The following is an 18585-nucleotide window of genomic DNA, read 5'->3' as shown; positions in this document are numbered from 1 at the left end:
TCACCCCTTCACACACACCACCTGCTTCAGCGTATGCAGCACTTCCACCAAATCGCTTTGCGCCGCCATCACCTTATCAATCGGCTTGTAAGCCGATGGCGTTTCATCAATCACGGCCTCATCCACACGGCATTCCACCCCAGCAACAGCACGTTTATGCTCCTCCAGCGACACGCGGCGTTTCGCCTCAGTACGCGACATCACGCGCCCCGCGCCGTGGCTGCAACTGCAAAAACTTTCGGCATTACCCAAGCCCCGAACGATGAAGGATTTCGCCCCCATGCTGCCCGGAATAATCCCCAGCTGACCTTTTTGCGCACTCACCGCGCCTTTGCGCGTCACCCACACATCCTTGCCGTAATGGTGCTCGCGGCTGATGTAGTTGTGGTGGCAATTCACCGCCTCCACATCCGCCGTGAACGGGATCGGCAACACCTCGCGGATCGCCTGCAAAGTACGCGCCATCATCAGCTCGCGGTTGGCTTGTGCGAAATCCTGCGCCCACGCCACCGCTTCCACGTAGTCGCGGAAATGCGGGCTACCTTCGGGAATGTACGCCAAATCCTTATCCGGCAGGTGGATAAAATAGCGTTCCATGTCCTTTTTCGCCTGCTCGATAAAGTGCGTACCGATGGCGTTGCCCACCCCGCGTGACCCGCTGTGCAACATCACCCACACGGTTTGGGTTTCATCCAGACACACCTCGATGAAATGGTTGCCCGTACCCAGCGTCCCCAAATGCTTCAAGTTATTGGTGTTTTTCAGGAACGGATGCTTCTCGCACAAGCGCTGGAAACCCGCGCTCAACCCCAGCCATTTATCCAGCACGTCCGTTGGCGGATCACCCCAACTGCCGGTATCGCGTTTACCGCGAGTCGCCACGCGCCCATGCGGAACAATTTGCTCGATCTTGCTACGCATCGCCTCCAAGGAATCAGGCAAATCGGCGGCGGTCAAGGTGGTTTTCGCCGCCATCATTCCACAGCCCAAATCCACGCCCACCGCCGCCGGAATAATCGCTCCCACGGTCGGAATCACGCTGCCAATGGTTGCGCCTTTACCTAAATGCACATCCGGCATTACTGCAATCCATTGATGAAGGAAGGGCATCTTGGCAAGGTTCAGCAATTGCTGTTTGGAGTTGTCGTCGAAAGGCACGCCTTTGATCCAAGCTTTAATCGGTGTTTGGTCGTGCTCGTATAACACTTCATAGTTACCCGTAATAGTCATCTGCCTTAGCTCCTTAAATTGAAAGTGATAACTGTATTGCAGGTAGCATGCCAAGCTAATTAACTAATTGTTTAACTTGAATTTATTTTCATAAGTAAGCATTTGGCTAAGATAATTTATATCTTAAAAATTAATATATTATTTATTTAGATAGATTTAAAACTGCCAACTTGCCAAATACTGGCGCTCTACCCAACCCGATCTACCGTCGTAACGAATCCGACACCAAGTTGTTGTGCAAGCATCTAAGCCTTCAATTCCAGTGGCATATTCGGGCAAACTCCCTGCAATTGCGCTGTTGTGACTGGCCTGCTGATAAAACTTCAAGGTAGCTGTATAGCCATGCGCCGAGTAATAGCGCGCCCCAGAGGATTCGCCCAAATATTTACAAGCTGACCAGCCTTGCACGCCAAGGTATTGCACTTTGCACCAATCGGAACGAGTACGCTCACCAAGGTTTTTCACATGAATTGCATTGAATGGGATATTTTTCAGAATCTTATAGCGAGTTGCGGGCCCTGCACGTAAACGCAAACTATCGGTGCTCTTTACCCAAACTACCGCATAAGTAGTGGGTCCGGTAAAGGCTTGAACCTCAGTACCATTAAGGCTAAACAAGCAGGCAATCATTATTAATAAATGTTGTTGCATATCATCCTCCTGATTAAACGAACACGCTGGTGTCTTTACCTTTAGCAAGATTGTGTAGACACTGCTGCCTATTTGACAAAGAATTACAATTCAAATTCTGACCTATTGCTCAATAACCGGAAACCTCTATGCCCCACCCTTTATTTGCGCGCCGCTATTGGATTTTTGATATGGATGGTACGCTGACTCTGGCTCAACATAATTTTCAAGCGATGCGGATGGCACTGGGTTTGCCTGAAAATCAAACCATCCTTGAAAGCCTAGCAGCACTACCGAGTACACAAGCTGCACCGCTTTATGCTCGCTTACAAGCGATGGAGCTAGAAATCGCCCAAACCGCTCAAGCCGCCATCGGTGCTGAACCACTCTTACAGGCTTTAACAGCCCAAGGGATACAAATAGGCCTGTTGACGCGCAATAGCGCTCTGAATACTCAAGTCACTTTGCAAGCCGCCGGTTTAGCTCAGTATTTTACAGCAGCGGATTTAATCAGCCGTGATTGCGCCCCACCCAAACCGCATCCGGCAGGGATTCAACGCTTATTAGCCCAATGGCAAGCACAACCCCATGAAGCCGTGATGGTCGGTGATTTTGTTTATGATCTACAAGCCGGACGGGCTGCTGGCACTGCTACCGTCTATCTTGACCCTAGTGCTCAGTTTCCTGATCGGGCGTATGCGGATTGGTGTGTACAGAGCTTAGTGGAGTTATTGGCTTAGCTGCTTAAACTCGCTACGCTTCAAGCAATGGATAAAACTTAGCAGCAATTATGAAAACCACCGTGATCGGTATTCTTGGCACACGCCTTGATCATCAAGGCTTAGGCAAACGGCGCTGGCATCATTGGCGACCATCCATGAGCTTATTGATGCATCCACAGTTTCCGGTGGATGAATTCGTGTTGCTACACCAAGCCGCTGAACAGGAGCTAGCCGCTTTAACGATGCACGACATGCACGAGCTTAGCCCGACTACGCGAGTACATAATTATTTAGTCGAATATGCCGACCCTTGGGATTTTCAGGCAGTTTATAGTGAATTGTATAAATTCGCTCAGCACTACCCTTTTGAACCTGAAACCACAAATTATTATGTGCATATCACCACGGGCACACATGTCGCGCAGATCTGCTTATTCCTGCTGACAGAGGCGAATTATATCCCTGCCAAACTGCTTCAAACCGCACCGAGCAAAGCGGGAGTACAAGGCTCTTATCATCTGATTGATCTAGATTTATCCCGTTATGACCAAATCGCCTCCCGCTTTGCCAAAGAAGCTCAAGAAGGAATTAGTTATCTGAAAGGGGGCATCGCAACACGCAATCGAGCCTTCAATCATTTAATCGAGCAACTGGAACAAGTCTCGATTCGTTCCGCAGCACCGATTTTATTGACCGGAGCGACTGGCGTTGGCAAATCACAGTTGGCTAAGCGGATCTTTGCTTTAAAAAAACAGCGCGGGCAAATCAGTGGTGAATTGGTCGAGGTCAACTGTGCGACCTTGCGCGGGGATAATGCAATGTCGGCGCTATTTGGACATGTGAAAGGTGCATTCACGGGTGCTCTCACTCCACGCAATGGCCTGTTGCGCGAGGCTCATCGAGGTTTATTGTTTCTAGATGAAATCGGTGAACTCGGTCTTGATGAGCAAGCCATGCTACTACGTGCGATTGAAGAGAAGGTTTTTACTCCCTTTGGTAGCGACCAAGCCGTGACTAGCGACTTCCAGCTGATTGCGGGTACGAACCGTGATTTATTTGCAGCCGTCACGGCGGGTGAATTCCGTGAAGATTTATTAGCGCGGATCAATTTGTGGACTTACCGACTACCGAGCCTCAAACAACGTATTGAAGACTTCGAGCCGAATCTTGATTATGAGTTGCAACAATTCGCCCATAAGATTGGGCATAAAGTCAGTTTTAATCAAGCAGCACGTGAACATTATCTCAGCTTTGCGCATTCGGTAGCGGCACTTTGGCGGGCTAATTTCCGCGACCTCAATTCCAGTGTGACTCGGATGGCAACCTTGGCTCAAGGTGGACGCATCACTGAAACGCTCGTTGCAGATGAAATTCAGCGCCTCAGTCATGATTGGCGTAGCTTCCAACCTCAAGAGCCGAGGCAAGCGACGGAATTATTACAAAGTTTGGTATCAGCCGAGGTATTAGCCCATACCGATTACTTTGACCAAATCCAGTTAGTGGAAGTATTACGGGTGTGCCAAACGAGTAAGAGTCTAGCCGATGCGGGTCGCAAGCTATTCGATAAGAGTCGCCTGCAACGTAGTAGTCAAAATGACTCACACCGCTTACGCATTTATTTGCAAAAATTCGGGCTGACCTTTGAGCAAACCCAAGGCATGATTAACACTCAATAATATTCACCGCCAAACCACCTCGAGCAGTCTCTTTATATTTAGTTTTCATATCTAAACCCGTTTCGCGCATAGTCTTAATCACTTTATCTAAGGACACATAATGCGAACCATCCCCACGTAAAGCCATGCGTGAAGCATTAATCGCTTTGACCGCCCCCATCGCATTACGCTCAATACAAGGTACTTGGACTAAGCCGCCAATCGGATCACAAGTTAGTCCTAAATTATGCTCCATGCCAATTTCAGCGGCATTTTCGACTTGTTCAGGCGTGCCACCTAAGACTTCAGTTAACGCACCTGCGGCCATTGAGCAAGCCGAGCCGACCTCACCTTGGCAACCGACCTCAGCCCCTGAAATCGAAGCATTTTCTTTATACAGAATCGCAATCGCCCCTGCTGTTAACAGGAAACGCACAATACCATCCTCATTAGCACCCTGTACAAAGCGCCAGTAATAATGCATCACCGCTGGAATCACGCCTGCTGCTCCATTGGTAGGCGCAGTCACCACTCGCCCACCCGCCGCATTTTCCTCATTCACAGCCAGCGCAAACAGATTCACCCAATCCATCGTCCCTAAGGGCGCTGCATCAAGGGTATGATCGTGTTGGAGCTTGCGACACAGTGGTGCCGCTCGCCGCTTCACCTTTAGACCTCCGGGTAAAATCCCTTCGGTGTGGCAGCCCTGCTCTACACAGTCTTGCATCACCCTCCAAATCTGTAACAGTCCAGCACGAATCTCTGCTTCGCTACGCCAAGCTTGTTCATTAAGCAACATCAATTGGCTGACTGAATAACCCTGTTCGCTACACAGCGCTAATAATTCTTTGCCCGTTTTGAAAGGATAGGGCTGGACGGTTTTGTCAGCGACGATAGGCTCGTCTGCATGATCGGGATTAACCACAAAGCCACCACCAACCGAATAATAGGTATTGGTTTGCAAGCAACGACCATCGGCAGCAAAAGCATGAAAAATCATCCCATTCGGATGAAAGGGTAAAGACTTGCGCCGATGAAAAATCAAATCGGTCGCGTAATTAAAACTAATCGGGCGCTCACCGCCAAGCTTCAGCACCTGTTGATCCAGAATCACCTGCATCCGCTGTGGAATGTGTTGCGTATCCACGGTTTCGGGTTCGCTGCTTTCTAAACCTAAGAGGACGGCTTTATCTGAACCATGCCCTTTACCTGTCGCGCCTAGTGAGCCATATAGCTCAGCTTGGATGCGGGTCACTTGCTGGAATAAACCGCGCTCGCGTAGACGATGAAGAAAATAATTAGCCGCCCGCATCGGCCCTACAGTATGCGAGCTAGATGGACCAATCCCAATTTTGAAAATATCAAAGACACTAATTGCCATAGAGCTTAACCTGTAATGCACGCTGACTTTTTAAAAGCGACGCCAAATCAGTTAAACTGAGGCGCTAAGTTTCTTTATCACATCTATTGACTAGTCAGTCAATAGGCTTGCGACATGGATTGAGAGGAAATCGGATGAAAAAAATTACTATTATTGGTGCTGGCTTTGCAGGTCTGACCGCCGTGCGTCAATTACGTAAATTAGAGCAAGATCTAGAGATCACCCTGATCGCCCCACGCGCTGAGCTGCAATATTTACCTAGCCTCATTTGGATTCCTTCCGGCTTACGCAAACGTGAAGACATCCTGATTCCTTTAGATAATTTTTTCAAGCGCATGCAGGTCAAGTTTGTACAAGCGACCGTAACGGGTTTAAGCGATGACGGTAGAACAGTGGAAACCGATCAAGGTACGGTCAGCAATCAGGGCCTAATTATTGCTTCTGGCGGGCGTTTTATTAAAAAATTGCCAGGGATTGAACATGCGATTACGCCGTGTGAAGGGATTACAGCGGCCGAGCAAATCCGGGATCGTTTGCAAGCCATGCAAGGCGGTACTATTGCAATGGGCTTTGCGGGCAATCCCAATGAACCGAGTGCCATGCGTGGGGGACCGATGTTTGAATTCTTATTCGGTACAGATACCCTATTGCGGCAACAAGGACGCCGTGAACATTTCAAAATGATTTTCTTTAGTCCAGCCGCTAAACCGGGCAATCGCTTAGGCGAAAATGCAGTGCAAGGGCTGATGAATGAAATGGCCAAACGGGACATCACCACCCATCTGGGTCATAAAATGGTGGGCTTTGAGGCGAATAAAGTTAAAACTGAAGGCGGTGAATTTGACGCTGATTTGATTCTGTTTATGCCCGGAATGACAGGGAATCTGTGGTTCGATCACAGCCCACTTCCACGCTCTGCAGGCGGCTTAGTCCAAGCTAATCAACATTGCAAAGTCGAAGGACTGGAGGCGGTGTATGTCGCTGGCGATTCTGGTAGTTTCCCAGGCCCCGACTGGATGCCCAAACAAGCACACATGGCCGATTTGCAGGCTGAATGTGCGGCTAAAAACCTAGTCGCCGAACTGAGTGGGCAGACTGCTGATGCTAGTTTTAAGATTGAATTAATGTGTATTGTTGACTCTTGTGATAAGGGCTTATTTGTGAGCCGCACTGAACATAAAAATACGGTACTGCCTGCCAACAAAGCCATGCATTGGGCTAAGCGCGGATTTGAATGGTGGTATCTGCGGCAGTATCGTTAAGTGCAAGCCGAAGTTATTTGCCCACATTTTCAAGCTCAGCGTTGTTTGTCTTGTCGTTGGATTGAACAGCCCTATGCCATGCAATTAGCGGCTAAGCAAGCTGAATTAAAACGCTTATTCGCTGACTGTAGGGTGGCTGAGTGGTGTGAGCCGATCGCTAGCCCACCACAAGGCTTTCGGAATAAAGCGAAAATGGTCGCCTTAGGGGCTGCCCATGCACCGATCTTAGGCATTGTCAGTCCAAATGGCCAAGCTGTGAGCTTGACTGATTGCTTACTCTATCCGCCGCCGATGCAAGCTCTCTTAAAACGCTTAGAGCATTGGATTCAGCAAGCAGGCATACCGCCTTATCGGGTGGATAAAGCCAAAGGTGAATTAAAATATATCCTCTTAACCCATAGCCAAGCGCAGGATGCGTATATGCTGCGCTTGGTATTGCGCAGCGAACAAGCATTAGCACGGATTCAGGCTAGCCTGCCTTTATTATTAGCGGATTATCCGAATATTCGCGTCGTCTCGGCGAATATTCAACCGATACACATGGCAGTCTTAGAGGGCGAACAAGAAATCTTTTTAACTACTGAAACACGCTTACTTGAGGAATTTAATCAAGTTCCCTTATATATTCGCCCGAAAAGCTTTTTCCAGACTAATCCGATGATTGCCGCCAAACTGTATCAAACCGCCCAAACTTGGACCCAAAGTTTAGCGCCTAACAGCATTTGGGATTTATTTTGTGGTGTAGGTGGGTTTGGCTTGCATTGTACTCAGCCTGACACTGCACTAACAGGGATTGAAATTGAAGCCGAAGCGATTGCTTGTGCCCGTGCTTCCGCTCAGATTCTGGGTCTCAAGCAGATCGACTTTCGAGCACTCGACTCTCATCATTGGAGCGAACAATCGGTGGCCGCACCTGATTTAGTGATCGTTAACCCACCACGGCGTGGCTTAGGTGTCGATTTATGTGCGCAATTAACCCTGTTAAATCCACCTGCCATTCTTTACTCAAGTTGTAATGCCTTAACGCTGAGCCAAGATTTACAAGCACTTAAAAATTATAAAATTCAGCGCATTCAATTATTTGACATGTTTGTGCATACAATACATTTTGAAACCCTAGTTTTGCTATTGAGGGCAGCATTTTAGTGATCCGTCATCTTCGCATAGACTTCGATCAATGATTGGATGCATTCCACTAGGACAGATCCTCTATTAATTTGCTACCCTAAGCCCTTCTATTAAGCCTTGATTAGCCCTGTATGCCACCACTGGATAATAGCTCCTTCCTTGACCAGCAATTAGCTGCTTTGTTACTACGCCTCTGTGCAAACGAGCACTACTCCTTAAGCGAACCACAACAGCAACAACTGGCAGAGCTAGTAGCTTATACCAGTCAAGCAACACGCCAAGGTCTGATTGCAGCCAAACTACCTGCCAATCTCCCTCCTTCAGAACTCGCTGAACTCCTCAAATCCCCAGTGATCGGCCATGCAGGTGAGTATGCCCCTCTCATCATCGAAAATAACCACCTCTGGCTCAATCGTTACTGGCAATATGAACATCATTTAGCCTTAAATATTCTAAAGCGCTTAAGGTTAAATTTGACACTTGATCAAACCGCTTTGCAAACTGCGCTCAACACTTGGTTTCCGGCTAGTACTAGTGACCAGCAAAGACAAGCCGTCGAGCAGGCTGCCAGCTTGCCCTTCTTAATCATTTCCGGCGGGCCTGGTACCGGTAAAACAACTACAGTCACTCGCCTACTGTGTCTTCTGATTGAGCATTTCAAAATTCATCCTCAGCGCATTAAATTAGCCGCCCCCACGGGTAAAGCGGCGATGCGCATGCAAGAAGCGATTCAACAGGCAAAAACTCATTTGCAGCTTACCCCAGAACTCGCCGAACTAATCCCTGAGCAAGGTAGTACCTTGCATCGCTTATTGGGCTATATTCCCGGCAAAGTGGGTTTTCGTCATCATGCTGATTATCCCTTGCCTGCCGATGTGGTCATTGTCGATGAAGCCTCGATGATTGACATTTCGCTGATGAGCCATTTATTTGCGGCAGTGCGCCCCGATGCGCGTTTAATTTTATTAGGTGACCGCGACCAATTAGCCTCCGTGGAAACGGGTTCAATCTTCCGTGATTTATGTCGTTTTGATCAGTCGACTCATCCCTTAAATCAGCATATTGTCGTGCTCGAAAAAAGTTGGCGGTTTGATGCCAATGGCGGTATCGGCCAGCTCGCTAAAGCCGTGCGTGATCAACAAGAGCAGGCTATTTCGGAGATTTTGCATTTAGCCCCTCAAGGTGTTGATTGGCATCAAAATCCAGCCATCAGCAGTGCTTATTTTCAACAGGTTTGGCAAGCTTATTTAGCGGGAGTACGAGCTTGGCAACAGGATCAACAGCAACTACCTGCACTATTTGCAGCTTTTAATCAATTCCGCCTCCTCACCCCATTACGTAAAGGCTCATTGGGTACTGAGCAGCTTAATCAACAGCTTAGCCTCCTGCTACGACGGGTCTTACCGAATCGTTTTCAAGGCGCTTGGTTTACAGGTCGACCGATTATGATTACTGAAAACGATTATCGTCAGCAGCTATTTAATGGTGATATTGGCCTCAGCCTAGCCGATGCCAATGGGCAAATACGGGTCTGGTTTCCAGAGTCGAATGGCGGCTTCCGTGCCTTTGCACCGGTGCGCTTGCCCGCACATGAAACCGCTTGGGCGATGACTATCCATAAAAGTCAGGGTTCTGAATTTGAACAGGTTTTATTAGTTCTACCCGAAGATGCTGAAGCAAAAATCTTAGGGCGAGAGCTGTTATACACCGGAATTACTCGCGCCCGCCGCCAAATTGACCTCATGGGTAAGGAAGCTGTGATCTTAGCGGCGGTAAGGCGTTCCTTACCAACGACCTCTTGCTTGCGGTGGCGGATCGCGGAGTATGCAGCCCAGCTAGCAACGCGCTAAGGCACTAAAGCCGCTAAACGCAACGCTAATAAGCGCGCCGCTTCCGCTTGCAATTCAGCCTGAATACTGCGCTCTTCCTCACTCACACCTAAGACATAACGGCTGTCATAGATTTGATTACGCTCAACATGCACGGAAGAGGTTAACGACCGCTCCGCTTGGAGCATCGACTCCACTGTGAAACTTAGATCGAGGAAATGATTAAATTCACGTACCTGGCGGGTCGCCGAAAAAGCCGTTGCAGTTTTACCCTCATTGATCTGGGTCAGCTTTAACCTCAAACTCGCTTGCTTGGCTGCCGTGGTTGGCTCGGCTCCGGCTTGGCGTAAAGCAGCTATCAGCTTTTGCCCAAAACCTTGCTGAGTATCCAGGCCCTCGATGAAGACTTGCTGGTCTTTTAAGGGTGCTAGCAAGGGAGACTCTGCGGTTCTTAAATGAAAACCACAAGCTGCCAGCTTCACCGCTAGCAGCAGGATGATCACAAGTCTAAGACTGGCGTTAAGCACCTTATTTGACCACGATACTGACTAAGCGCCCTTTGACCACAATAATCTTGTCAATGGTGCTAGCCTCAAGGAAACGCTTTACATTATCCGTATTTAAAGCCGCTGCTTGAATTTCGCTTTCGGTAGCATCAGCAGCCACCTTAACCTTGCCACGCACCTTGCCATTGACTTGCACAATCAGCTCTAAACTATGCTGGACTAAAGCGCTTTCATCCACCTCTGGCCAAGGCGCATCAATTAAAGCCCCCTCACGCCCTAAAGCTTGCCATAAGACATGGCAAATATGCGGTGTAACCGGTGCCAGCATGAGAACGATGGTTTCTAACATTTCCTGACGCAGCTTACGGCCATTCTCTGATTCATCCGCTGCACGGGAAATTTCATTAATCAGCTCCATATTCGCAGCGATGGCGGTATTAAACGTATACCGCCGCCCCATATCATCGGTGACTTTCTGCAAGCTTTGATGCAATTTACGGCGCAAATCCTGCTGTTCAGAACTGAGTTTGCCATAGGCGGTGCTACTATCCACTAAGCCAGTGGCAACATGCTCATAGACTTGTTTCCATAAGCGTCGTAAGAAGCGCTGTGCACCTTCAACACCGAAATCTGACCACTCCATACTCTGATCAGGTGGCGCTGCAAACATTGAAAATAAGCGCAAAGTATCTGCACCGTATTTATCAATCATCATTTGTGGATCTACGCCATTCTTTTTCGACTTGGACATTTTACTCATGCCTGAGTGAATCACTGGCTGACCATCGCTGGCTAGGGTAGCGCCTGTGATTCTTCCTTTCTCATCGCGCTGAATCTCGACTTCACTCGGTGGAATCCAATCTTGGCCACCTGTAGCCGGTTCACGATAAAAAGTATCGGCTAAGACCATGCCTTGGGTCAGCAAATTAGTGAATGGCTCATCCGACTCAAGCATGCCGTGATCGCGCATCAACTTATGGAAAAAACGGGCATACAATAAATGTAGAATCGCATGCTCAATCCCACCAATATATTGATCGACGGGCAACCAATAATTCGCCCGCTCATCGAGCATTGCTTGATCATTATCGAAACAAGCGTAACGCGCAAAATACCAAGAAGACTCAAAAAAAGTATCGAAAGTATCGGTTTCGCGGCGGGCGGGTTGATTACAACTTGGGCAAGTGCACTCGTAGAAGGAGGGCATTTTCTTAAGCGGAGAGCCACCGGTTTCATCAAACTCGACATCTTCTGGCAAGAGCACGGGCAAAGCAGCAGCCGGTACCGCCTGTACACCACAAGTATCACAGTAAATCATCGGAATCGGGCAACCCCAATAACGTTGGCGAGAGACTCCCCAATCCCGTAAGCGATAATTAATCTGCCGCCGCCCTAGTCCTTGCTCGGCTAAATCATCCGCAATTGCATTAAAAGCCTCCGCTGAGCTGAGGCCATCATAGCGCCCAGAATTCACCAATACGCCTTTTTCAGTAAAGGCCGCTTGATTTATATCCAGCTCATGCCCATCTGTAGGGGTAATGACCTGTTGAATCGGCAACTGATATTTAGTCGCAAACTCCCAATCACGCTGATCATGCCCAGGCACTGCCATTACCGCACCCGACCCATACGACATCAGCACAAAGTTAGCGACCCAAATCGGCACAGCTTCACCCGTCAACGGATGGCTAGCCATCAAGCCCGTTGCCATGCCTTTCTTTTCCATAGTGGCCATGTCAGCTTCAGCCACTTTGGCCAGCTTACATTCTTCAATAAAAGCCGCTAGTGCTGGATTGTTTTCAGCCGCCCGCAAGGCCAGTGGATGTTGTGCAGCGACGGCAACATAAGTCACCCCCATCAGAGTATCAGGCCGAGTAGTAAAGACACTGAGGGTTTCTTTACTGCCTTCCAAGCCAAATTGCAGCTCTACCCCTTCTGAACGTCCAATCCAGTTTTCCTGCATGGTACGCACTTGGCTAGGCCAGCCGGGTAATTGATTCAATTCATCCAGCAATTCATCCGCATAAGCAGTAATTTTTAAAAACCACTGATCAATCTCGCGCTGCTCAACTAAAGCCCCCGAACGCCAACCCCGTCCATCGACCACCTGCTCATTCGCTAGCACGGTTTGATCGACCGGATCCCAATTCACCGTGGATTTCTTCCGATAAACTAAGCCTTTTTCATACAGCTGCGTAAAGAACCACTGCTCCCAACGATAATAATCCGGTTTACAGGTAGCTAATTCACGAGTCCAATCAATCGCCAGGCCCATTGATTTGAGCTGACTACGCATATAATCAATATTGCGGTAAGTCCATTTCGCAGGGGCAGTTTTATTTTGGATGGCGGCATTTTCGGCGGGTAAACCAAAGGCATCCCACCCCATCGGTTGCAGCACATTTTTGCCCTGCATCCGTTGGAAGCGCGTAATCACATCGCCAATCGTATAATTGCGCACATGCCCCATATGCAGCACACCGCTAGGATAAGGGAACATGGATAAGCAATAGTATTTCGGCTTATCTGGGTCTTCGGTGACCTCAAATGATTGGGCGATTTCCCAAAAGGCCTGCACCTCAGCCTCTAGCGTTTTAGGGGTATATTGTTCCTGCATGCTGCTCATGAATTTGACTAACCAGCTATTCTAAAACGCGAAGGATACAAAGCTTACCCCATGATTACCAGCTACCCGCCACAATTCTTGATACAAACTTGATAAGCTTGCACATTTCCGCCACAACTTGCATAGCATTGGCGGTAATTGGCATCACAACCACAGTCATTAGGGCAAGTTTCTGCTTGGATACGTGCAGTTTCAGAGGCTAAAGTTGGGCGCTTCGGGGCGGGGCCTGGCGACTCAGGACGATCCCAAGCACGGGGATAACCGAAATGAGGCCGATGGGGATAGCGCGTGCAATGACGCTCACCGGGGCGACAAGGCCGCACATCACGCTGCAAATCATACATTAAACGGCGTTGACGCATTTCCATTTCCCAAAAGCGCAACTCCGTTTCATAACGATCCATCGCTTTTTCCCAAACGAGGATCTCACGCTCCCATGCCCCCAACAACACCGGTAATTCGCTTTGAGCTTGCGAGCGTGCTTTTGCTAAGCACTGACTTGTTTTAGCAGCACATTGATTTTTACATTGCGCGAGCGAGGCATCACAACGTGTCAGGCAAACTTTGCCAGCACCCGCAGGTGGCGGAGTAAACCGATAAGCCGTTTGATATTGGGGGCTAACACAGCCGGCCAAACCAATGACCAACCAAAGTACAAAATAGCGAAACATAAATGCATTGCTCCCCTATAAACGATTGAAGAACTGCTGCCCACCGCTTAGAGCCTAAAGCTCTGTTGGCCATTTAATCGCTGCTTTTATCCCCCGAAGAACGCGGGCGGGCGAAGGGGCTAACATTACTGGTTTTACCCCCATCTAAAGCATGGATTTTGCTTACACCCGGCTTTTCGACTTCATCAATCCGAATAATCGCATGCAAAGGGATAAAAGTACGGCTCACCGCCGCGAACTCTGATTTAAGCTTTTCCTCAGCCGGATCAATGACTAATTCGCTTTGCGAGCCAAAGACCAGCTCTTCAATCGCAATAAAGCCATATAAATCAGATTCATAGACTTGCTTAGCGAAAACTTCGTAAATCTTATTATGGTTAGCAAAAGAAATACGGTAAATACGTGAATTGCTCAAGGCTTTTCCTCAAAAAATATCTCTTGCTCTATAACAAGGAACAAGAGACGAAATGAGAGTTAGCCTATCAAATTTTATAGCAGCGGTCAGCTTTTTAACGAATGCACGGCAATTTTCTGTTCAATGATCTGATGCCACTTCGCAGGTCCTGTGGTGTGTACGGATTCGCCTTGGCTATCGACTGCAACTGTCACGGGCATATCTTTGACCTCGAACTCATAAATCGCTTCCATCCCCAACTCAGGAAAAGCGAGGGTCTTTGACCCCACAATCGCTTTGGAAACTAAATAAGCAGCACCACCGACCGCCATTAAATACACCGCACCAAACTCTCGAATGGCTTCAATCGCAATCGGACCACGCTCTGATTTACCAATCATCCCGAGTAAGCCAGTCTGCTCAAGAATCTGATGGGTAAACTTATCCATCCGAGTCGCAGTCGTCGGACCTGCAGGACCTACGACTTCATCTCGCACCGGATCAACCGGGCCTACGTAGTAAATAAAGCGCCCTTTAAGATCAACCGGCAATGGCTCACCCTTATTGAGCATATCCACCATGCGCTTATGGGCAGCATCACGCCCAGTGAGCATTTTGCCAGAGAGTAATAACACTTCGCCGGGTTTCCAAGTTTTCACTTCCTCTGGAGTCACTGTATCTAAATTCACCCGCCGCGAGCTTTCTCCTGCGACATAAGTCATTGCTGGCCAATCATCGAGGTTTGGTGGCGTTTGAAACGCAGGGCCTGAGCCATCAAGGGTAAAATGCGCATGACGAGTAGCAGCACAGTTTGGAATCATACACACCGGCAAGGAAGCGGCATGCGTCGGATAGTCCATGATCTTCACATCCAGTACCGTGGTTAAGCCGCCTAAGCCTTGTGCACCTAAGCCTAACTCATTGACTTTGCGATAGAGCTCAATACGTAATTCTTCAATCCGATTGTTTGGCCCACGCGCAATCAGCTCTTGAATGTCAATGGGTTCCATCAACACTTCTTTGGCCATTAAAGCGGCTTTTTCTGCTGTACCACCGATACCAATGCCTAGCATCCCCGGCGGACACCAACCGGCGCCCATCGTTGGTATAGTTTTTAACACCCAATCGACGATGCTATCAGAAGGATTGAGCATTACCATTTTTGACTTATTCTCAGAGCCACCCCCTTTGGCCGCGACATCAATCGACACCGTATCGCCCGACACAATTTCATAGTGAATGACCGCTGGGGTATTATCTTTCGTGTTTTTACGTGCACCGGCTGGATCAGCAAGAATCGAGGCACGCAACACATTATCCGGCCACAGATAAGCTTGGCGTACCCCTTCATTAATCATATCGGTGACACTCATCTCACCTTCCCATTGCACATTCATCCCCACCTTCACAAACACAGTGACAATCCCTGTATCTTGGCAAATAGGGCGTTTGCCCTCAGCGCACATCCGCGAATTGACTAGTATCTGCGTGATCGCATCTTTGGCAGCAGGCGACTCTTCACGCTGCCAAGCAGCGTACATGGCATCGACAAAATCTTTCGGGTGGTAGTAAGAAATATACTGCAGCGCATCGGCTACACTGGCGATCACATCAGCTTGCTTGATGATAGTCATGGTTTCCTCCGTCGGATAATCAATCTGGCTTACCGGGTGTAGTGATTTATTTTTGTGTGGTGCACAAGGTTATGCTATTTACCAGAGGGAATCCAGCTTTACGGCTGAATCCCAAAAGCGAAGCCAGTTTAGCGGAGATTATCCTGTGAAACCTGTACTAAACCCTTCATACCTGCTTCAAAGTGTCCGGGCTGTAAGCACGCGAAATCTACTGCGCCTGCTTGGCTAAATTTCCAAACCACTTCTTTAACTTCACCCGGTTCAACTTGCACCATATTCGGATCAGTATGTTGCATATTCGGGTGTTTAAGCATTAAGGCCGCATGTTCTTTGAGATCAGTGATCGTACCTAAGGTTAGCTCGTGACGAATTTTGCCAGTATTACGTACCACTAAACGCACTGTTTCACCTTGCTTAACATGGAGATTTTCTGGGCTGAAGCGCATCGTGTCAGACATATCGACAACGACAATACGCTCTACCTCCTCAGTCTTACCGGGTAGGCCAATCGCAGTCTCAGTATTATGTGCATGTCCCGCTGCTGCATGCTCGTGACCTGTTGTACTTGCCATCTGCTCAGACCCATGATCATGCACAACGACAGGATTTTTAGAGTAATATTGATACGCTAAGCCAGATCCTACTAATACCACTGCAAACGATGCCAAGCCATAACGGCGAATACTGTTAGTCCAAGTTTGTTGTGATACCCACACTAAGGCCACTAATGAAACAGCAAAACCTAAAGGTACCGCCCATAAGCTGCGGCTGGGTGAATCAGGAAAATGCTGCAAACTACCTGTAAATAAACCTAAACTAATCGCGAGCAGGGTACTTATCGCCAAGGATTTAAGCAGCACTGCCCCCTGTTCGCCCTTATCTTTATTTTCTAGCCACATGCCTAGAATAAAAGCAACAATCCCAATCCCCGCCGTCAGCAAAGAACGCTGCCCGGAAAACACACCATGACTCACTGAACCCGCGATAAAACTGATCCCACCGTATTTCAAGGCCATTGCCAGATGCTGGCGGGAGAAACTTACTTGCTGATCCATACCCATCCTCGTTAGCTTTTAAAATGAATTCGTTGATCTTAGACTAAGATGACAACAATCTAAAAGCTTCAGTACAAACTTTGCAAATTAACTAACATTGACCGTTATTTCAAACCTATCCCAACCTACCTCTATCTAACTAAAAGTAGGTTGGGTGTTGAATACCTGCTTCACAGGGGCTGGTTTCGCGGGTCGCTTGCGCGCCAAGCCAGAGCCATCCTCTCCACAGGCAGACACCGTGTAACTCACGGCGTAGTGGGCTAAGTTAATAGCCGCGTTCACATCTCGGTCATGGCTTGCACCACAACACGGGCATTCCCACGATCGGATGGATAGCGGGAGTTTATCTACCTTTTCACCACACGCTGAACAGGTCTTGCTGCTGGCAAAGAACCTGTCTGCCACCACGACCACCGCACCCCGCATGGCTGCCTTGTATTCCAGTTGTCGCCGAAACTCAAAAAATCCCATGTCACTGATGGCACGGGATAAATGGCGGTTTTTCACCATGCCCGACACATTCAAATCTTCAATGCCGAGGGTGTGGAAACGGCGGGTCAAATCCGTGGTAAGTGGGTGCAAACTGGCTTGGCGGATGTTGGCAATGCGGGCGTGAAGTCTTGCCAGTTTTGCTTGGGCTTTAGCGCGGTTGGCGCTGCCTTTGGTCTTGCGGGACAGGCTGCGGGATAGCCGTTTGAGGCGGGAAAGCAAGGCTTTGTGCGGCTTCGCCCCGACCACTACTTCGCCCGTGGACAGCGTTGCCAGTGCAGATACGCCCAAATCCACCCCTACCACCACACCTTGGTTTTCGGCGGGCGGGAGGTGATTGTGGTCTTGCGTGTCCACGGTGATACTGGCGAACCACTGGTCGGCGGTGCGGGAAATCGTGGCGGAGAGAATTTTACCGGGAAAGCGTAACGTCTCCCGCATCCGCACTAACCCAAGGCTGGGAATGCGAATGCGGCAACCGTCAAAGGTGAACTGGTCGTTGGTGAGGGTGAAACTGTCACGGCTTTTGCCTTTCTTGTTGAATCGTGGGTACTTCGCACGTCCGGCAAAGAAGTTTGTGAAGGCTTGCCCCAGTTGGATGATCGCCATTTGTGGGGCATTTTTGGTGACTTCCAGCATCCACGGGAATTGTTCCCGTTTGATAGCGTTCAATTGGCGGCGTAGCGCCATCTGGTTGGGTTTGGGCTGGCTGTTGTCGTCTTTCCATGCCGCGTATTGGCTTTGCCATTCTGCCAATGCCCAATTATAGGCAAACCGCGCCGTACCCGCCGCCTTAGCAAAGTACGTGGCTTGTTTATTGTTGGGGTCAAGACGGATTTTGTGGCTGATGATCATGTGCGCGCATCCTCCACGGCTTGCTTTACTCCGTCCAGCAGCTTTTTGTTTTTGCGCGAACGTGAGCCATACAATCGTGCTGAGAAAATCGTGATGATTTCCAGCACATCGGTGGCCAAATCTTCCTCGAAAGCGGTGTCCTCGCCGTTGTTCACGATCACCACTTCCACGTGTTTCGCTTCACAGATGGAAAACACTAGTTCCGCCCCAAACCGCAGCAGGCGGTCTTTGTGGGTGATGACTAGCCGCCCGACATGCCCCGCCAGAATCTCATTGAGCAGGCGTTTCAGCCCTTTTTTGTAGTAGTTCATACCTGAACCAAGGTCAGATATTAGCTCGAATGTCCAGCCCTGTTGGGCGCAATACAATTCCAGCACTTGCTTTTGGCGTTCCAAGTCGGCTTTCTGATCGTGGCTGGATACACGGGCGTAGGCAAGTGTTTTGCGGCTGTCTTCGCTGGCACGGAACAGTTCCGGCTTGAGTTTCAACAGATCATAACGGCGGTGTTTGCCGGAGGT

At 49.0% G+C, this 18585-nt stretch carries 16 protein-coding genes; 5 read left to right on the top strand and 11 right to left on the bottom strand.

The window, feature by feature from the left end; all coding sequences use genetic code 11:
• Together B5D50_RS18795 and B5D50_RS18790 are read right to left on the bottom strand one after the other, a co-directional pair.
• A complete protein-coding gene (locus B5D50_RS18795) occupies positions 1-1230 on the bottom strand; it encodes an RtcB family protein (protein ID WP_078924198.1) in 1230 nt (409 codons plus the stop codon).
• Between the two features lie 156 nt (positions 1231-1386).
• Positions 1387-1881, bottom strand: coding sequence for an SH3 domain-containing protein (locus B5D50_RS18790; protein ID WP_078924197.1), 495 nt, complete (start codon positions 1879-1881; stop codon positions 1387-1389).
• 128 nt (positions 1882-2009) lie between these two features.
• On the opposite strand from B5D50_RS18790, the gene B5D50_RS18785 reads away from it, so the two are divergent.
• Both B5D50_RS18785 and rtcR read left to right on the top strand, forming a co-directional pair.
• Entirely contained in the window at positions 2010-2600 is a 591-nt protein-coding gene (locus B5D50_RS18785) for an HAD family hydrolase (RefSeq protein ID WP_078924196.1), read from the top strand.
• Between the two features lie 50 nt (positions 2601-2650).
• On the top strand, positions 2651-4258 hold the full coding sequence (rtcR, locus tag B5D50_RS18780; protein ID WP_078924195.1) for an RNA repair transcriptional activator RtcR: 1608 nt from the start codon (positions 2651-2653) through the stop codon (positions 4256-4258).
• Here rtcR and B5D50_RS18775 read toward each other — a convergent pair.
• The gene (locus B5D50_RS18775) at positions 4245-5618 is read right to left on the bottom strand and encodes an L-serine ammonia-lyase (protein ID WP_078924194.1); all 1374 of its coding nucleotides are present in this window, start codon (positions 5616-5618) and stop codon (positions 4245-4247) included. The genes rtcR and B5D50_RS18775 overlap by 14 nt on opposite strands.
• A 134-nt stretch (positions 5619-5752) precedes the next feature.
• Between B5D50_RS18775 and B5D50_RS18770 the strand changes: the two genes are divergently transcribed.
• From B5D50_RS18770 to recD, 3 genes are all read left to right on the top strand, one after another.
• Positions 5753-6880 (top strand): NAD(P)/FAD-dependent oxidoreductase, encoded by a 1128-nt coding sequence (locus tag B5D50_RS18770; protein ID WP_078924193.1) that lies wholly within the window; start codon positions 5753-5755, stop codon positions 6878-6880.
• Positions 6881-8026, top strand: coding sequence for a 23S rRNA (uracil(747)-C(5))-methyltransferase RlmC (gene rlmC, locus B5D50_RS18765; RefSeq protein WP_078924192.1), 1146 nt, complete (start codon positions 6881-6883; stop codon positions 8024-8026). It begins immediately after the preceding gene.
• Between the two features lie 113 nt (positions 8027-8139).
• Positions 8140-9858 (top strand): exodeoxyribonuclease V subunit alpha, encoded by a 1719-nt coding sequence (recD, locus tag B5D50_RS18760; RefSeq protein ID WP_078924191.1) that lies wholly within the window; start codon positions 8140-8142, stop codon positions 9856-9858.
• Here recD and B5D50_RS18755 read toward each other — a convergent pair.
• The 8 genes from B5D50_RS18755 to B5D50_RS18720 form a co-directional block, all read right to left on the bottom strand.
• Positions 9855-10340 (bottom strand): LPS-assembly lipoprotein LptE, encoded by a 486-nt coding sequence (locus B5D50_RS18755; RefSeq protein ID WP_159448684.1) that lies wholly within the window; start codon positions 10338-10340, stop codon positions 9855-9857. The genes recD and B5D50_RS18755 overlap by 4 nt on opposite strands.
• Before the next feature lie 25 nt (positions 10341-10365).
• Positions 10366-12960, bottom strand: a complete 2595-nt coding sequence (gene leuS / locus B5D50_RS18750) for a leucine--tRNA ligase (protein ID WP_078924207.1) — start codon at positions 12958-12960, stop codon at positions 10366-10368.
• A 71-nt stretch (positions 12961-13031) separates the two neighbouring features.
• Positions 13032-13640, bottom strand: a complete 609-nt coding sequence (locus tag B5D50_RS18745; protein WP_078924189.1) for a hypothetical protein — start codon at positions 13638-13640, stop codon at positions 13032-13034.
• A 73-nt stretch (positions 13641-13713) separates the two neighbouring features.
• On the bottom strand, positions 13714-14055 hold the full coding sequence (locus B5D50_RS18740) for a DUF1820 family protein (RefSeq protein ID WP_078924188.1): 342 nt from the start codon (positions 14053-14055) through the stop codon (positions 13714-13716).
• 86 nt (positions 14056-14141) lie between these two features.
• Entirely contained in the window at positions 14142-15668 is a 1527-nt protein-coding gene (locus tag B5D50_RS18735; protein WP_078924187.1) for a fumarate hydratase, read from the bottom strand.
• A 128-nt stretch (positions 15669-15796) separates the two neighbouring features.
• The gene (locus B5D50_RS20255; protein WP_159448683.1) at positions 15797-16723 is read right to left on the bottom strand and encodes a cupredoxin domain-containing protein; all 927 of its coding nucleotides are present in this window, start codon (positions 16721-16723) and stop codon (positions 15797-15799) included.
• 135 nt (positions 16724-16858) lie between these two features.
• Positions 16859-18067, bottom strand: a complete 1209-nt coding sequence (locus B5D50_RS18725) for an RNA-guided endonuclease InsQ/TnpB family protein (RefSeq protein ID WP_078922124.1) — start codon at positions 18065-18067, stop codon at positions 16859-16861.
• Positions 18064-18585 (bottom strand): IS607 family transposase (locus B5D50_RS18720; protein ID WP_078922140.1); only part of this gene is annotated, 522 nt, incomplete at its 5' end. The genes B5D50_RS18720 and B5D50_RS18725, both read right to left, overlap by 4 nt.

This window comes from Thiothrix eikelboomii, from assembly GCF_900167255.1.
GTDB classification, from domain to species: Bacteria; Pseudomonadota; Gammaproteobacteria; order Thiotrichales; family Thiotrichaceae; genus Thiolinea; species Thiolinea eikelboomii.
This window is presented reverse-complemented; position numbering and strand designations above follow the sequence as displayed.